The organism is Streptococcus sanguinis (genome assembly GCF_020729725.1).
Taxonomy (GTDB): domain Bacteria; phylum Bacillota; class Bacilli; order Lactobacillales; family Streptococcaceae; genus Streptococcus; species Streptococcus sanguinis_V.
The window spans coordinates 321150-336434 of the sequence record NZ_JAJEPA010000012.1; the positions used below are offsets into that span (position 1 = coordinate 321150).

Below are 15285 nucleotides of genomic sequence, written 5' to 3' on the forward strand. Positions count from 1 at the left end.
AAAAATGTCCGGTTTAGTAACATTACTGGGAGCAGGTCCAGGTGATGCGGAGTTGTTGACCCTCAAAGGAAAGAGACGGCTTCAAGAAGCAGATGTCTTGGTCTTTGACCGCTTGGTCAATCAGGAGCTCTTTCAGCATCTAAAGTCTGGCTGCGAAAAGATAGATGTCGGTAAAAAGCCAGGCCAGCCCTGTATCCGACAGGAAGAAATTGAAAAGATTCTCATCGAAAAAGCCCGTCAGGGCAAGCGGGTAGTCCGCCTCAAGAGCGGTGATCCCTATATCTTTGGTCGAGGCGGAGAAGAAGGAGTCAAGCTGGTGGAAGCCGGTGTGGACTTTGAAGTGGTGCCAGGTATCACCTCTGCTGTGGCTGGTCTGACCTATGCAGGGATTCCTATGACTTATCGGGATGTAGCAACTAGCTTTCATGTTTTTACAGCCCATCTTAAGGATGAGACAGAGATGCTCAATTGGGAAGCAATTTCTGAGCTCAAAGGAACCTTGGTCTTCCTCATGGGCATGAAAAATCTGCCTTCCATCGTCCAAGAGCTAACGGCTAGAGGCTATGGCAAGGACAAGCCAGCCGCCATCGTTGAATGGGGAACCCATCCTCAGCAGCGCTCAGTGGACGGAACCTTGGGGAACATAGTAGAACTAGCAGAAGCTGAGGATTTTAAGGCACCCAGTGTCATTGTGGTAGGTGATGTCGTGGCCTATAGACAGCAGCTGAATTTCCATGAGAATCTGCCGCTTTTCGGCCGTAAAATCTTCATCCAGCAGTCAGAGACGGGCAGACTTCCTCGCTTGCTCAAGGATGCTGGAGCTGCGCTGACCACTTTCCCATCTCGAGATTTGGTTGAAGAGTTAGAATTGCAGCTGCCGGACTTGGAGCAGGTAGATGGTCTCCTCTTTGCAGATATGCAGAGCTGGCCTCTCTTCTTGAAAGCCCTCCGCAAGGCAGGCAAAGACTTGCGCAGTCTGCCGCACATCCGCTTTGCGGCTATCGGTCATCATACGGCTAAGTCTATCGAAGCGAGCGGCATTGTTCTAGATCGGATGACGCCTCAGCAGTCGGATGCGGATTTCGCTGCTGCTCTTGAAAAAGAAGGCGGCAACTGGTATATTCTGACAGCTGAGCATAAGAAAGCCAGTCTGGCAGAACTCTATTCATTGCCGATTATTGCTAGCCACAGGCTGGCCTTTGACAGTCAGATTAGCAGTGACAATTGGTCAGAGATTGAAGTGGTCTGTCTTCCGAACTCTGCTGCGGCCATGAACTTTGTGGCAGCCAGTCAAGAAGCTGGATATGACTGGAAGGATGTTCCAATCGTTGTCATGGGTGCCAGCACACGGGCTGTTTTAGAAGAAGCAGGCTTTAGCAAGATTGTTGAGACAGATGAAGCGACTATTGCTTCCATCATTGACAAATGTCGGGAAATTCTCTGAAAGGATACGGGTCATGAGTAAAGCTATAGTAGTAGTCAGTTTCGGAACAACCTATCCCGAGACCAGACGTAAAACAATTGAGGCTTGTGAGCAGGCTATTCAGGAACATTTTCCAGACTATCCAGTCCACCGAGCTTTTACCTCAAATGTCGTTAGACGGCGGATTAAGAAGCAGGAAGGGCTAGATATTCCTACGGTCAAAGAGGTTTTGGAGCAGCTCCTGGAAGCGGGTACTGAAGAGGTCTATATCCAGCCTCTCCATGTCATTTTGGGCAGCGAGTATGAGAAGATTCTTACCCAAGCCAAAGAGTTTGAATCGGCTTTTAAAAAGCTAGTCGTTGCCAAGCCTCTGCTCAACAGTCAGGAAGACTATGAGGCTGTCAAGGATATTCTGCTGGAACGGTATGGCCATGAGGGTCAGGATGCAGCAACAGTTTTGATGGGCCACGGCAGCCAGCATTATGCTTTTACAGCTTATGCAGCCTTGGATCATATGCTGAAGGGAAGCTCAGTCTATGTCGGCTGTGTAGAGAGCTATCCTCCGGTTGAGCTGATTGAGCAGGAACTGAAGAAAGATGGCGTCCGAGAAGTGCATCTGGCACCCTTCATGCTGGTAGCAGGCGACCATGCGACCAATGATATGAGCTCAGATGAGGAAGGTTCTTGGTATCGCTTCTTTAAGGAGCAGGGATATGAGGTCAAGGCCCATCTGGTTGGTCTAGGGGAATACCCTGAAGTTCAGCAGCTCTACATCCAGCATTTAGAAGAAATCATCCAATAGGAGGAAGGAATGGCGAAATTTTACGGAATTGGTGTGGGACCAGGTGATAGCGAGCTAGTAACTGTCAAGGCCAGTCGGCTTTTGGAAGACTTAGATATTCTCTATACACCAGAGGCTAAGAAGGGAAGCAAGAGCTTTGCATTAGGCATTGCGGAGCCCTATCTGAAAGAGCATCTGGAAATCAAGCAGCGGCATTTCCCTATGGTCCGTTCCAATTCGACCAAGGAAGTCCAGTGGCAGGCTATCTCTGCTGAAATCGCAGAGGATGTGAGGTCTGACAAGAATGTTGGCTTTGTCACATTGGGAGACCCCATGGTCTACAGCACTTACAGCTATCTGCTGGCCCTGTTGGAAAAGGAAATCGACTGTCAGACCATCCCTGGCATTACCTCTTTTTGCAGCATGGCTTCTGAGCTAGGTCAGCCCCTGACCATGGATGAGGAGTCTCTGGCGGTCATGCCGGCTACGGCTTCTGCTGAGAAGATTGAGGCGGCGCTTGAGCTACATGACTCGATTGTGATCATGAAGGTAGCCAATCACCTGGATACAGTCCTGCCTCTGCTTGAAAAGCTCGGTCTCTTGCAGCAGACTTTTATGGTTAGCAACTCTTCGACGGATAAGCAGCAGACTCTGCTGGGTCTCGAAGGAATCACACAAGAGACCAAGTTGCCTTATTTTACTACCTTCCTCGTGAAAAAGAAGATTTTTTAAAATCAGAGTCTATGTTCAAGGATGAAGATTCATTCTTGTGAGCTCAGGCTCTTAGAAAAGGAAAAAAACATGAAACTATTAAAAAATAAAAAAGTAACTTTTGTTGCCTTGCTGGCTATTTTGGCGGTACTGAGTACCCAGTCTGTGTCAGCTATGCATATCATGGAAGGCTATCTTCCGCTCTTTTGGTGTATCTTCTGGTTCGCCGTATTCCTGCCTTTCTTTGTAGTAGGCTTGATGCGCATCAAGAAAATTGTTGCAGAGGATCCAAATTCCAAGACTATGCTGGCCTTGTCCGGTGCCTTTATCTTTATCCTGTCTTCTTTGAAGATTCCGTCTGTTACAGGATCTAGTTCGCATCCGACCGGGGTTGGTCTGGGGACAGCTATGTTTGGCCCATCCGTTATCAGCGTTTTGGGAACCATTTGCTTGCTCTTCCAAGCCCTTCTCTTGGCTCACGGCGGCTTGACAACTCTGGGTGCCAATGCATTCTCAATGGCAGTGGTTGGTCCATTTGTTGGTTATTTCGTTTACAAGTTTGCTAAATCCATCAAGCTTTCTACACCGGTTTCAATCTTTATCTGTGCTGTGATTGCGGACTTGGCGACTTATGCGACAACTTCTATCCAGCTCGGTTTGGTCTTCCCTGATGCTAACAGTGGCTTTGTTGGTTCTGCACTGAAATTCATGGGTGTCTTCTTGACTACTCAAATCCCAATCGCTATCGTAGAAGGATTGCTGACAGTTGTCCTCTATAACTTAATCTCAGAAAATGTCAAAGAAAGAGCAGGTCTGTTCAAATGAAAAAATACAAGAATCTCATCTTAATCTTGGCTGCAGTAGCAGTAACTCTAGCTGCCTTTATCTTTGCACCTAAGGGTGTGGAATACAGTGGAACAGATGACGCTGCTGAAAAAACCATTAGCTCTATCCAAAAGGACTATGAGCCTTGGTTTTCACCAATTTTTGAGCCAGCAGGTCCGGAAGTAGAAAGTCTGCTCTTCACCCTGCAAGGCAGTATCGGAGCGGGTATCATCTTCTATGTCATTGGCTACCACAAAGGGAAAAAGCAAGGCCAACAAAAGGAAAACTCTGAACATAAATAAAAGCCTTCAACAGTATGAGAGAGCTCTGGTTCTTGATAGCGATTCAGCTTGTTTGGGACCGGAGCTGCTCTGTACTGGGGGCATGGTAAAAACAAAGCTAGAAAGGAGACCTCCACTTGTTTGCGATTGATAAATACGCCTATCAAAATCGGCTGAAAAATCTGCCGGTTGCTTATAAATTTGTCATCTATCTGCTCTTGTTAGCTGCCAGCTTTTCTGGTGTCAGGAGTCTGCAGCTAGGACTTATCGTCTTGGTGGCGCCTCTGACTTGCTATGTGGCTCGGCTTCCGTGGCTGCGCTATCTGAAGTGGTATCTGCATGCCAGTATCTTTATCCTGATTAGTCTCTTGACCTTTGTCTTGACCTATCAGAACAGTCAGGAGCAGCTCTTGCTGGCCTTGCCTTTAGGTCAGGGCTATCTGGGCATCAGTCAATCTTCTGTCCAGCAGACCATTTTTATCCTCTTGCGCATCTATTCATCCTTGGTTTCGACTTATTTCTTTGTCCTGACGGTGCCTTTTGCTCAGATGCTGCGGCTTTTTAAAGCTATGCATGTTCCACGGGTACTGCTAGACTTGATTGTCCTCATGTATCGCTTCATTTTCCTGGTCTTCTATGAGTTTGTGACCATTCGGGATACCTTGGACTTGAAATTCTCCTTTTACAATAAAAGGAAGCAACACCAAGCTTGGGGCAGATTAGCCAATACTCTTTTTGTTAAATTGCTAGATGATAATCAGCATTTAAATGAAGTACTGACGCTAAGATTTGATGCAGAGCACAGTGAATAATGAAAGCGCATTTACAATAAGACTGCTTTTATACTATAATGGAAAGTAGATAGGAAACATAGATGTTACAAGTAAAGAATATTTCTTTTTCGTATGACGAAAATCCAACGCTGCACGATATTTCTATGAACTTCGAAGAAGGCCGGATTACCGGCATTCTGGGAGTTAATGGCTCAGGTAAGTCTACCATCATGAAAATCATCACCCGACTGCTCCAACCGCAGAAGGGCAGTGTTTTATATGATGGTCAGCCTGTAGGCGACTCTAAGAAGGCTTTGTTCCAGTATAGGCAGCATGTCAATATGGTCTTTCAGAATCCGGAGCAGCAGCTCTTTTATACCATTGTGAAGGACGATATTGGCATGGCCTTGGAAAACTTAGGCTATGAAGAAGACGAGATAGCAAGCAGAGTAGCGATGGCTTTAGAGATAATGGACATTTCCCATCTGCAGGACAGACCCTTGCAGTATCTGAGCTACGGCCAGAAAAAGCGGGTGGCTATTGCCGGCATGCTAGCCCTGCAGCCCAAGTATCTGCTGCTGGATGAGCCTACGGCAGGGTTGGATCCCAAAGGGCGGGATCAGATGGCCGAGACCATGAAAAAGCTGGTTCAGGCTGGGACAAACATCATCGTATCCAGCCATGACATGGATCTGATGTATGACTGCTGCGACTATGCCTACCTGCTGCAGAAAGGGCATTTGATCGCGGAGGGCAGCAAGTATGATTTCTTCCAGCAGGGAGATCTGCTAGTAGAGGCGGGCTTGGCTGTGCCTTGGATTGTCAAGCTTCATCAGACTATTCAGACGCCACTGGCAGAAAATGAAGCTGCTTTCTTTGAGCAGCTAGGAGGAAATGTAAAATGGTCAAATCATTGATGGTACAGGGGACTGCCTCAGATGCTGGGAAAAGCATTATTGCGGCGGGGCTCTGCCGGATTTTTAAGCAGGATGGCCTAGAAGTGGTGCCTTTTAAGTCGCAGAATATGGCGCTTAATTCCTTTATCACCAAAAAAGGAGATGAAATGGGCCGGGCTCAGGTCGTTCAGGCTGAGGCAGCTGGCAAAGAGCCGGATGTCCGCATGAATCCAGTCCTGCTCAAACCCACCTCTGACCGCAAGTCCCAGGTTGTTTTTCTAGGCCGTGTCCTGCGGGATATGGATGCTGTCGAATACCATGAATACAAGCAGCAGCTCCTGCCTAAGATTAAGGAAGTCTATGAGGAGCTGGGTGCTGAGAATGATATCATCGTCATTGAGGGCGCTGGAAGTCCAGCTGAAATCAATCTCAATGACCGAGACATTGTCAATATGGGCATGGCCAAGCTAGTTGATGCGCCAGTGATTTTAGTGGCGGATATTGATAAGGGAGGCGTCTTTGCCTCTATCTACGGAACGATTGAGCTCATGCCGCCTGAGGATCGCAAGCGGATCAAGGGGGTTATTATCAATAAATTCCGCGGCGATGTGGCTCTTCTGCAGTCTGGCATTGATATGATTGAGGAGTTGACTCAGGTGCCGGTCATCGGAGTCGTGCCTTATGCCCAGCTGGATATTGACAGCGAAGACAGTGTCGCACTGGTGCAGAAGAGCCGGCGCTTTGATAGCAGAAAGAGTCTGGATATCGCAGTTGTCAGCCTCAAGCGCCTGTCTAACTTTACGGATTTTCATAGTTTAGAAATCCAGCCAGATGTTTCTGTCCGCTATGTCCAGCCTGGTGATGCGATTGGTCGGCCGGATCTCTTGATTCTGCCGGGCAGTAAAAATACCATCGAAGACATGAACTATCTGCGAGAGTCTGGTCTTGAAGCCGAGATTTTAGAGTGTATGGAGCAGGGTGTGTCAATCTTTGGTATCTGCGGCGGCTATCAGCTGCTGGGGCAGAAGATTAGCGACCCGCTGCACCTAGAGTCTGACTTAGAAGAGATTAGCGGTCTAGGGATTTTAGAGACAGAGACGGTGCTTCAGCCGGTCAAGAGGACGACTCAGGTCAGAGCCCTGCATGAGGGGCAAGAGCTAGAGGGCTATGAGATTCACATGGGGGAAACCCAGCTGGTGGATGGTCTTGAGCCATTTTCCATCATCAAGGAGCAAAATGGTGAGGCAACCGAGCGTCCGGATGGGGCAGTGGCTTATGGAGGCCAGGTCCAAGGAACCTACCTTCATGGGGTCTTTGACAATCTAGAATGGACTCGTCAGTACTTGAATGAACTTCGTCTGGCTAAGGGCTTAGAGCCGCTAGAGGACCAGCTTGTCAGTATCAAAGACTTTAAAGACAGAGAGTATGATAAGTTGGCAGACGTCCTGCGCCAGTCTTTGGACATGGAGCAGATCTATCAAATCATCAATAGAGAAGAAAAATGAGAATTTATACCAAATACGGAGACAAGGGCTTTACACGGCTCTACGGTGGGGATCGAGTATCCAAGACCCATATTCGGGTCGAAGCTTATGGAACGATGGATGAGCTATGCTCTCATCTAGGCTATGTCGTATCTGAGATGCGTGACTATCCGGTCTTGGATGACCTACGTCTGGAATGCGAGGAAATCCAGCAGCATCTCTTTGACTGTGGCAGCGACTTGGCGACACCGAGGGAATTGCGTCCCTACAAGCAAGAGCCAGCTAATGTCAGCTGGCTGGAGGAGCGGATGGATGAATATATGCATATTCCTCCGAAAATCGACCGCTTTATCATTCCGGGTGGCCATAGGATTGCGAGTCTTCTACATGTGGCCCGAACCATGACCAGACGCCTGGAGCGCCGTATGGTAGCTGTTATAGAGGCAGAAGAAGCGGTCAATGAGGTAGGATTGATCTATATCAACCGCCTATCGGATTACTTTTTTGTGCTGGCTCGCTTGGTCAATGATCGTCTAGAGGAGCCGGATACAGTCTACAAACGCAGCGCGAAAATCTTTCGGGAAAAGAAATAGGAGAAGCTAGCATGTATCCAGTCATGATTAATATCAGAGAGAAGAAAGTCGTGGTAGTGGGAGGCGGCAAGGTCGCAGCGCGGAAGATTAAGACCCTGTTGACTGAGCAGGCTGCTGTGACGGTGGTCAGTCCGACTCTGCATACTGACATTCCTCAGGCGGAAATTCAGTGGCTAGCTAGACCCTACCAGACAGGTGATTTGGAAGGTGCGAAGCTGGTCTTTGCCTGTACAGATCAGGAGGAAGTCAACCGTCAGATTATGGAGGAGGCGGCACCCAGTCAGCTGGTGAACAATACGGGCGACAAGACCTTCTCTGACTTTTATAATGTAGCCATTGCGCGAAAGAAGGACGTATCTGTCATGATCTCGACCAATGGTCTCTCGCCTAGTCGCTCCAAGGAGATTCGCAAGAAGATAGAAGCAATTTTAGACCAACTTTAAAAGAAGGAAAGAAGTATGCACCTATTATATGTGGGTTTGACCCATCGGGAAACGCCGCTGACAATTTTGGAAAAAACGCACTTTTCAGATCAGGATAAGCTGAAAGCTCTAAAGCTCCTGAAAAGAGAAAAAAGTATCTTGGAAAATATCATCCTGTCCACCTGCAATCGGACCGAGCTCTATCTGGTGGTGGACCAGCTGCACACTGGCCGCTACTATTCCAAGCATTTTTTGGCGGACTGGTTTCAAATTCCTGTTAAGGAGCTGGAAGAGTATTTAGTCTTTCGTGAGGGGGATGAGGCCTTGCGGCATCTGCTGCGGGTCTCTATCGGATTGGAATCCAAGATTGTCGGTGAAAGTCAGGTCTTGGGCCAGCTCAAGCAGGCTTTCCTGACAGCGCAAGATGCTGGTACGACTGGTATTGTCCTCAATCAGGCTTTCAAGCAGGCGCTGACCTTTGCCAAGCGCATGCATGATTCTTATCGGATCAATGACCGGCCAATTTCCATCGGCCTGACGGCTATCCAAGAATTGGATCGGTTGGGGCTGGATTACAGCACTAAAAAGGTAGCTGTCATCGGTCTGGGAGAGATTGGTCAGCTAGTGACCAAGTATGCCTTACAGCGGCCTTTCAAGTCAGTCATGCTGCTCAATCGGACGGTCAGCAAGGCCCAAGCATTTCTGACAGAAGACAGGGTATCTGCCCATGGCTGGGATGAGTTGGAAGCGGTGCTGGCGGATGCGGATGTGGTCTTTTCAGCGGTTAAAACGGAAGAATACATTATCTTTCCTTCCATGCTTAAGGCGGATGCAATCGTGTTTGACCTCTGTCTGCCACGTTCCTGCCATCCGGGCTCGTCTCTGAAGCTCTATAATATTGAAAATCTAACCAATCAACTGGAGCAATATCAGGCCGAGCGGCAGGAGATTGCCGGTCAGATTGCTTTGGAGATTGATGAGGAGTTGCTCAAGTTTGCTGACTGGCGCCAGCAGCTAGGCATTGTTCCCCTGATTCAAGAAATCCGGGACAAGGCTTTGGAAGCTCAAGCTTCGGCCATGGAAAGCCTTAATCGCAAGATTCCAGATTTGACCGAGCGGGAGCAGAAGCAGATTTCCAAGCACATGAAGAGTATTATCAACCAAGTCTTGAAGGAGCCAATCTTGCAGCTCAAAGAGCTGTCAGTCGGAGAGCATTCAGACTATGACATTGCCTTGATTGCCAAGATATTTGGCTTGCACAGAGAAAGGGGAAAAGATGAAGGTCATTAAGGTAGGAACCCGCAAGAGTAAGCTGGCCATGACCCAGACCCAGCAGTTAGTGGACCAGCTCAAGGAGCTCCATCCAGAGCGGGATTTTGTCCTCGTTCCCTATACGACAAAAGGAGATCGCTTGACCCATGTCAGCCTCCAGGAAATTGGCGGTAAGGGAGTCTTTGTCAAGGAAATCGAGCGAGCCCTCTTGGCTGGTGAGATTGATATGGCGGTCCACAGTCTCAAGGACATGCCGGCTAAACTAGCTGAGGGCTGTGCGCTCGGTGCGATTAGTCAGCGAGAAGATGTTCGTGATTGCTTGATTTTCCGTCAAGCTGGCCAGACGCTGGCTGACCTGCCTAAGGGCGCTCTTATAGGAACCAGCAGCATTCGCCGGCAGGTTCAGCTGCAGGCTCAGAGGCCGGATTTGGCTTTCAAGCCACTGAGGGGCAACATTGATACACGCATCAAGAAGCTGGAAGAGGGCGAATACGACGCCATTGTCTTGGCTATGGCTGGACTTAAGCGCTTGGGCTTGCTGAACCAAAGCCGCCGTCTTCACATTCAGCCTTTAGAGACCAGTCTTTGTCTGCCAGCTATTTCTCAGGGAGCTTTGGCAGTGGAATGCCGGGAAGAGGATGAGGAGCTACGGAGTCTCTTGGCAACTGTTCAGAATGAGAAGACAGCTGCTGAAGTGGCAGTTGAGCGGGCAGTTTTGGCTCAGATGAATGCAGACTGTACCTTCCCTATCGCTGCTTTTGCCCAGAAAAAAGGTCAGGACTATCACTTAGATGCCATGCTGGCCAAGGAGGACGGTCAATGTGTCTTTGTCAGCCTTCAAGGGCAGGATGGCCAGGAATTGGCAGAGCAGGCTGTGCACCAGTTAGCTGATAAGGGAGCAGTAGGAATGCCATGGTTAAAAAAATAATCTTTACCAGAGAGCAGGCGCCGGACTCTGCCTGGTTAGCAGAAATCAGACAGGCTGGATTTGAGACGCATCATGTTCCTCTCATTCGCTGTCAATCTTTGCCCTTACCAGAAGCTATCCAAGCAGTTCTACCAGAATCCGACTGGGTCTTTTTTACCAGCGCTGTCGCGGTGGAGGCTTTCAGTCCCTATCTGAAAGCTGACTACCAGATTGCGACCATTGGACCGCAGACCAGTCAGGCGCTGGACAAGCTAGGCCGAGCTTGTGATTTTCAGGCCAGCAGCCACTATGGTCTTGACTTTATTCAGGAGTGGCTGGACTTGGCTCTGCCGACGCAGAAGATCTTGCTGCCCCAGAGCAGCCTATCCAATCCTAGTCTGGCTGAAAAATTAAAAGAAGCAGGCCATGATGTCTGGGCTTGGCCTATGTACGAAACGACCTCAAATCCTGCTGGTCAGGACCAGCTCGAGACCTATCTGTCCCAGAAGGATGTGATTTGGACCTTTGCCAGTCCGTCGGCTTGGCAGAGTTTTTGTGCTATTCAGCCCCATCTAGCATCCAGCCATCAGATTGCAGTGATTGGCCAGACAACGGCTCAGGCTGTTAAGGGGTCCGGCTATAGGGTAGACTACCAGCCCCAGAGTCCTTCTGTTGAGGAAATGGTCAAGGAAATAATCAAGAAAGAAGAGAAGAAGCATGGAATTTTATAGACATCGCAGGCTGAGAAGAAGCAGCGGTCTGCGGCAGCTGGTTCGAGAAACCAAGCTGTCTGTGGATGATTTTATCCAACCCTTGTTTGTCAAGGAAGGCTTGACTGAAAAGCAAGAGGTAGCTTCTATGCCGGGAGTTTATCAGTTCTCCCTCGAGGATTTGCTGCCAGAAGTTCAGGAATGTGTGGACTTGGGCATTCGGGCTTTTATCGTCTTTGGCATTCCGTCAGAAAAGGACGAAACAGGCAGTCAGGCTTCAGCTAAAAACGGCATTGTCCAAGAAGCTATCCGTCTAATCAAGAAGCATTTCCCTGAGATGGTCGTCATTGCCGACACCTGCCTCTGTGAGTTTACCAGTCACGGCCACTGCGGCATTTTGCGAGGGGAAGAAGTGGACAATGATCTGTCTCTGACTAGACTGACAGAAGTTGCTGTCAGCCAAGCCAGGGCTGGAGCAGATGTCATTGCGCCTTCCAATGCCATGGACGGTTTTGTGGCGGCTATCCGTCAAGGGCTTGATGCAGCGGGCTTTGAAGAGATTCCCATCATGTCCTATGCCATTAAGTTTGCCTCTAGCTTTTATGGACCTTTCCGAGATGCTGGCGAGAGTGCTCCGGCCTTTGGCGACCGCAAGACCTATCAGATGGACCCCGCCAATCGCTTGGAGGCCCTAAGAGAAGCCAAGAGCGATGAGGAGCAGGGAGCAGACTTTCTCATGGTTAAGCCGGCTCTGGCCTTTCTGGATATCCTCAGAGAGCTGCGCCAGGAAACCCAGCTGCCTTTGGTGACCTATAATGTCAGTGGAGAATACGCCATGGTCAAGGCAGCAGCTCATCAGGGCTGGATCAATGAAAAAGCCATAGTCATGGAAACCTTGACCAGTATGAAGCGGGCTGGTGCAGACTTGATTATCACTTATTTTGCTAAGGATGCGGCCGGCTATCTGAGAGAAGGATAGAGACTGCGGAAACTCAGCAGTTTTCTAGATAAGGAGGACCAACTTGAAGAGAGAACATTCCAACCAATATTTCACAGTGGCTCGAAAGCTCTTTCCCGGCGGTGTCAACAGTCCTGTCAGGGCTTTTAAGGCTGTGGGCGGCCATCCGCTTTTTATCGAAAAAGCCAGCGGAGCCTATTTGCATGATGTCGATGGCAACCGTTATATTGACTACGTCCTGTCTTGGGGGCCTATGATTTTGGGGCATGCTCCTAAGGATGTGTTACCAGCAGTTGTGGAAGCTATTTGGGAGGGAACCAGCTTTGGTGCTCCTAGTCCCAGAGAAATTGCCCTCGGCCAGCTGGTGCAGGAGCGCCTGCCTTTCATGGAAAGAATGCGGATGGTCAATTCGGGAACGGAAGCGACCATGAGCGCCATTCGGGTAGCGCGTGGAGTGACCAAGCGCTCTAAAATTGTCAAATTTATCGGCTGCTATCACGGCCACAGCGATTCCTTTTTGGTTCAGGCTGGTTCAGGCTTGGCCAGCTTTGGGATTGCTGATTCTGCCGGAGTCATTGCTCAGGTAGCTGGGGAAACTCTGGCTTTACCTTACAATGACACAGATGCTCTGAAGGCTTGCTTTGAAAAGCACGGAGACGACATTGCCTGTGTCATTTTAGAAGCCGTTGCTGGCAATATGGGCTTGATTCCTGCGGATGCGGACTTTATCAGTACTATTCGCTCCCTCACTCAGGAATACGGCTCTCTCTTCATCGTGGACGAGGTCATGAGTGGTTTCCGAGCTCATTATCAGGGGGCAGTCGGCCTCTATCAGACAGAGCCAGACCTTGTCTGCTTAGGCAAGGTTATCGGTGGCGGCTTCCCAGTTGCAGCCTTTGGCGGTAAGGCTGTCTATATGGATCAGGTAGCGCCTCTAGGCAGCATCTATCAAGCTGGTACCTTGTCGGGCAATCCAGTCGCCATGACGGCCGGTTACGAAACGCTGAAACAGCTGACACCGGAGCTCTTTGCTGAGATCGAAGAGAAAACAAGCTACCTCTGTGATGGCTTGCGAAATCTAGCAGACAAGTACAGTATTGATTTGCAAGTCGTATCAAAAGGTACCATGTTTGGCTTCTTCTTCAGTCAGAAGCCAGTTCGCAATTTTGAGGATTCTAAGGCGGCTGACCATGCTCAGTTTGCAAGACTGCACGGTCTCTTGCTGGAAGAGGGCATTTATCTGGCGCCATCTCAGTATGAAACCAACTTTATGTCCAGTGCCCATACTAGAGCGGATTTAGACCAGACCTTGGCAGCCTTTGAGCAGGCATTTCAAGTAATGAAAGAAGAAGCAAATGGCTAAGATTGTGTTAGTGACAGGCGGTGCCAGAAGCGGTAAGTCGGCATTTGCGGAGGAGCAGTTGGCGGACCGAGAGAGAGTTTGCTACATTGCGACCGGCCTGCCCCGAGGGGAAGATCCAGAATGGCAGGAGCGGATTCGGCTGCACCAAGAACGGCGGCCGGCTTCCTGGACGACTCAGGAGCAGTATGCAGGGCTGGCCGACTGGTTACGAGAACAGTCGCATCCAGTTTATCTGCTGGATTGTGCCACTCTTCTGACCAGCAATCGCCTCTTTGATTTGATTGCTCAGCATTTTCCAGACAAGCTGGAGCTGACGGAGGAGCATTTTCTCAGTCGGCAGGAGCAGTCTTTCCTGCTGCAGCTCTTGGAAGAAGAATGGCAAGAGCTCCTATCTGCAATCCATCAGACTGATGCTGAGTGCTGGATTGTAACGGATGAGGTTGGTCTGGGCATTGTCCCAGAGACCAGACTAGGACGCTTCTTCCGTGATGTGCAGGGCAAGATCAACCAACTGATTGCAAAGGAGGCGAGTGAGGCTTATCTAGTTATCTGCGGCCTCGCTCAGCAGTTGAAATGATAAAGGCATTGATTATCTATACCCAATTTTTTAGCCGGATTGTGATTCCAAAGGCAGTGGATATTTCCTATCTGCGACGGGGACTTCCTTTTCTGACCCTCTTTGGCCTCTTGTTGGGTTTGATTTCAGGTGGATTTTATTTCCTGATGAGTCTAGTTCTGCCTGGAATGGTCGCTTGGATTCTGACCCTTGCTTTCGATGTTCTGCTGACAGGTGGTTTTCACTTAGACGCCTTGGCGGATACAGCGGATGGACTTTTCTCCTCTCGTAAGAAGGAGCGGATGCTGGAGATTATGAAGGACAGCCGGATTGGTAGCAATGGCGTTCTGGCACTCATTCTCTACTATGCTCTGATGCTGGTTCTCTACCCTTATCTGCCAGAGCCTCGCTGGTTTATCGTGGCTAGTCTGACCATGATTGGCAAGGCCGGTCTGAGCTTGCAGCTCTATCGGATGACCTATGCCAGAGAAGGCGGTGGCTCGGGAAATTTTTTCAGCGGCAGCAAGACGAGTCATATCCTGCTTGCCCAGCTTTTGCCTTTGCTCTTATCTCTGCTAGTTTTCGGCTGGAGAGGCCTCTTGGCTTATGGCTTGGTATTTTTGGGAGCAATCGGCTATCGTCGGTTCGTTTATAATAAAATTGACGGCCACACAGGCGATACGCTAGGAGCCTATGTCGAAATTGCCCAGCTCCTCTATCTCTTAGGATTGGTGGTGCTAGGATGAAAAGATGGTTTCTGATGCGGCACGGTCAGACAGACTACAATCGCAGGCGCTGTTTCTACGGCAGCCATGATGTCTCTATCAACGAGCAAGGCCAAAAAGATGCCAAGCAGCTGGCGCTGCTGATGCAGAAGCATGCGGTTGATGCAATCTACACTAGTAGTCTCAAGCGGACGCAGGAAACAGCCCAGCTGGCTTTTCCAGATAGGCAAGTCCAGGCCATAGCTGATTTTGACGAGCGGGGCTTTGGACAATGGGAAGGCTTGACAGCTGATGAGATTGAAGCGGCTTTTCCAGAAGTCTGGCAGGCTTGGCTGGAAGCTCCCTTTGAGGTCACGCCTCCTGAGGCAGAAGTTTTCTCAGCCTTTCAGACCAGAGTCTGGGCAGCAACGGACCGCCTGCTAGATAGTACTGAGAAATCAATTGCTCTAGTGGCTCATTTGGGAGTCCTTCGCTTGATTTACCAGCATTTAGTTGATGGAGAGGCTGTTTTTTGGAACATTGATGTCCCCCAAGGACGAGTGCTGCTCTTAGAAGAGCGGGACCAGACTTGGCAGGCGACCTTACTCTAAGGCTTTATTATTAAA

18 protein-coding genes are annotated in these 15285 nt (G+C 49.4%); all 18 read left to right on the plus strand.

Annotation, left to right across the window (positions count from 1 at the left end):
• The first annotated feature begins 4 nt into the window (after nt 1-4).
• The gene (cobA, locus tag K4I03_RS06900) at nt 5-1444 is read left to right on the plus strand and encodes a uroporphyrinogen-III C-methyltransferase (protein WP_125408796.1); all 1440 of its coding nucleotides are present in this window, start codon (nt 5-7) and stop codon (nt 1442-1444) included.
• Between the two features lie 13 nt (nt 1445-1457).
• Nucleotides 1458-2225, plus strand: coding sequence for a sirohydrochlorin cobaltochelatase (locus tag K4I03_RS06905; RefSeq protein ID WP_227964184.1), 768 nt, complete (start codon nt 1458-1460; stop codon nt 2223-2225).
• A 9-nt stretch (nt 2226-2234) separates the two neighbouring features.
• Nucleotides 2235-2936, plus strand: a complete 702-nt coding sequence (locus K4I03_RS06910; RefSeq protein WP_227964186.1) for a cobalt-factor II C(20)-methyltransferase — start codon at nt 2235-2237, stop codon at nt 2934-2936.
• A 69-nt stretch (nt 2937-3005) separates the two neighbouring features.
• On the plus strand, nt 3006-3740 hold the full coding sequence (locus tag K4I03_RS06915; protein WP_002901131.1) for an energy-coupling factor ABC transporter permease: 735 nt from the start codon (nt 3006-3008) through the stop codon (nt 3738-3740).
• The gene (locus K4I03_RS06920) at nt 3737-4042 is read left to right on the plus strand and encodes an energy-coupling factor ABC transporter substrate-binding protein (RefSeq protein ID WP_002901129.1); all 306 of its coding nucleotides are present in this window, start codon (nt 3737-3739) and stop codon (nt 4040-4042) included. Before K4I03_RS06915 ends, K4I03_RS06920 begins: the two co-directional genes overlap by 4 nt.
• Before the next feature lie 116 nt (nt 4043-4158).
• The gene (locus K4I03_RS06925) at nt 4159-4833 is read left to right on the plus strand and encodes a CbiQ family ECF transporter T component (RefSeq protein WP_002932250.1); all 675 of its coding nucleotides are present in this window, start codon (nt 4159-4161) and stop codon (nt 4831-4833) included.
• Nucleotides 4834-4895: 62 nt separating this feature from the next.
• On the plus strand, nt 4896-5711 hold the full coding sequence (locus K4I03_RS06930; RefSeq protein WP_227964187.1) for an energy-coupling factor ABC transporter ATP-binding protein: 816 nt from the start codon (nt 4896-4898) through the stop codon (nt 5709-5711).
• Complete coding sequence (locus K4I03_RS06935) at nt 5696-7195, plus strand: cobyric acid synthase (RefSeq protein ID WP_227964189.1); 1500 nt, start codon at nt 5696-5698, stop codon at nt 7193-7195. Before K4I03_RS06930 ends, K4I03_RS06935 begins: the two co-directional genes overlap by 16 nt.
• Nucleotides 7192-7767, plus strand: a complete 576-nt coding sequence (locus K4I03_RS06940) for a cob(I)yrinic acid a,c-diamide adenosyltransferase (RefSeq protein WP_227964190.1) — start codon at nt 7192-7194, stop codon at nt 7765-7767. Before K4I03_RS06935 ends, K4I03_RS06940 begins: the two co-directional genes overlap by 4 nt.
• An 11-nt stretch (nt 7768-7778) precedes the next feature.
• Nucleotides 7779-8210 (plus strand): precorrin-2 dehydrogenase/sirohydrochlorin ferrochelatase family protein, encoded by a 432-nt coding sequence (locus K4I03_RS06945; protein ID WP_126435884.1) that lies wholly within the window; start codon nt 7779-7781, stop codon nt 8208-8210.
• A gap of 15 nt (nt 8211-8225) precedes the next feature.
• Nucleotides 8226-9479, plus strand: a complete 1254-nt coding sequence (hemA, locus tag K4I03_RS06950) for a glutamyl-tRNA reductase (RefSeq protein WP_227964195.1) — start codon at nt 8226-8228, stop codon at nt 9477-9479.
• On the plus strand, nt 9466-10389 hold the full coding sequence (hemC, locus tag K4I03_RS06955; RefSeq protein ID WP_227964196.1) for a hydroxymethylbilane synthase: 924 nt from the start codon (nt 9466-9468) through the stop codon (nt 10387-10389). Before hemA ends, hemC begins: the two co-directional genes overlap by 14 nt.
• Nucleotides 10374-11099 (plus strand): uroporphyrinogen-III synthase, encoded by a 726-nt coding sequence (locus K4I03_RS06960; RefSeq protein WP_227964197.1) that lies wholly within the window; start codon nt 10374-10376, stop codon nt 11097-11099. The genes hemC and K4I03_RS06960 overlap by 16 nt, the downstream gene beginning before the upstream one ends.
• Nucleotides 11086-12057 (plus strand): porphobilinogen synthase, encoded by a 972-nt coding sequence (gene hemB / locus K4I03_RS06965; RefSeq protein WP_227964198.1) that lies wholly within the window; start codon nt 11086-11088, stop codon nt 12055-12057. The genes K4I03_RS06960 and hemB overlap by 14 nt, the downstream gene beginning before the upstream one ends.
• Nucleotides 12058-12100: 43 nt before the next feature.
• On the plus strand, nt 12101-13399 hold the full coding sequence (gene hemL / locus K4I03_RS06970) for a glutamate-1-semialdehyde 2,1-aminomutase (protein WP_227964199.1): 1299 nt from the start codon (nt 12101-12103) through the stop codon (nt 13397-13399).
• A complete protein-coding gene (cobU, locus tag K4I03_RS06975; RefSeq protein ID WP_011836543.1) occupies nt 13392-13976 on the plus strand; it encodes a bifunctional adenosylcobinamide kinase/adenosylcobinamide-phosphate guanylyltransferase in 585 nt (194 codons plus the stop codon). Before hemL ends, cobU begins: the two co-directional genes overlap by 8 nt.
• On the plus strand, nt 13973-14701 hold the full coding sequence (gene cobS, locus K4I03_RS06980) for an adenosylcobinamide-GDP ribazoletransferase (protein ID WP_227964200.1): 729 nt from the start codon (nt 13973-13975) through the stop codon (nt 14699-14701). Before cobU ends, cobS begins: the two co-directional genes overlap by 4 nt.
• Nucleotides 14698-15270 carry a histidine phosphatase family protein gene (locus tag K4I03_RS06985; protein ID WP_227964202.1) on the plus strand — a complete coding sequence of 191 codons (573 nt, stop codon included), beginning with the start codon at nt 14698-14700 and terminating at the stop codon, nt 15268-15270. The genes cobS and K4I03_RS06985 overlap by 4 nt, the downstream gene beginning before the upstream one ends.
• The last annotated feature ends 15 nt before the right edge of the window (nt 15271-15285 follow it).

What these genes read in the sequence shown, in the direction of transcription:
- cobA (WP_125408796.1), top strand. Translation starts at nt 5, where the DNA reads ATGTCCGGTTTAGTAACATTACTGGGAGCAGGTCCAGGTGATGCGGAG.
- K4I03_RS06905 (WP_227964184.1), top strand. Translation starts at nt 1,458, where the DNA reads ATGAGTAAAGCTATAGTAGTAGTCAGTTTCGGAACAACCTATCCCGAG.
- K4I03_RS06910 (WP_227964186.1), top strand. Translation starts at nt 2,235, where the DNA reads ATGGCGAAATTTTACGGAATTGGTGTGGGACCAGGTGATAGCGAGCTA.
- K4I03_RS06915 (WP_002901131.1), top strand. Translation starts at nt 3,006, where the DNA reads ATGAAACTATTAAAAAATAAAAAAGTAACTTTTGTTGCCTTGCTGGCT.
- K4I03_RS06920 (WP_002901129.1), top strand. Translation starts at nt 3,737, where the DNA reads ATGAAAAAATACAAGAATCTCATCTTAATCTTGGCTGCAGTAGCAGTA.
- K4I03_RS06930 (WP_227964187.1), top strand. Translation starts at nt 4,896, where the DNA reads ATGTTACAAGTAAAGAATATTTCTTTTTCGTATGACGAAAATCCAACG.
- K4I03_RS06935 (WP_227964189.1), top strand. Translation starts at nt 5,696, where the DNA reads ATGGTCAAATCATTGATGGTACAGGGGACTGCCTCAGATGCTGGGAAA.
- K4I03_RS06940 (WP_227964190.1), top strand. Translation starts at nt 7,192, where the DNA reads ATGAGAATTTATACCAAATACGGAGACAAGGGCTTTACACGGCTCTAC.
- K4I03_RS06945 (WP_126435884.1), top strand. Translation starts at nt 7,779, where the DNA reads ATGTATCCAGTCATGATTAATATCAGAGAGAAGAAAGTCGTGGTAGTG.
- hemA (WP_227964195.1), top strand. Translation starts at nt 8,226, where the DNA reads ATGCACCTATTATATGTGGGTTTGACCCATCGGGAAACGCCGCTGACA.
- hemC (WP_227964196.1), top strand. Translation starts at nt 9,466, where the DNA reads ATGAAGGTCATTAAGGTAGGAACCCGCAAGAGTAAGCTGGCCATGACC.
- K4I03_RS06960 (WP_227964197.1), top strand. Translation starts at nt 10,374, where the DNA reads ATGGTTAAAAAAATAATCTTTACCAGAGAGCAGGCGCCGGACTCTGCC.
- hemB (WP_227964198.1), top strand. Translation starts at nt 11,086, where the DNA reads ATGGAATTTTATAGACATCGCAGGCTGAGAAGAAGCAGCGGTCTGCGG.
- cobU (WP_011836543.1), top strand. Translation starts at nt 13,392, where the DNA reads ATGGCTAAGATTGTGTTAGTGACAGGCGGTGCCAGAAGCGGTAAGTCG.
- cobS (WP_227964200.1), top strand. Translation starts at nt 13,973, where the DNA reads ATGATAAAGGCATTGATTATCTATACCCAATTTTTTAGCCGGATTGTG.
- K4I03_RS06985 (WP_227964202.1), top strand. Translation starts at nt 14,698, where the DNA reads ATGAAAAGATGGTTTCTGATGCGGCACGGTCAGACAGACTACAATCGC.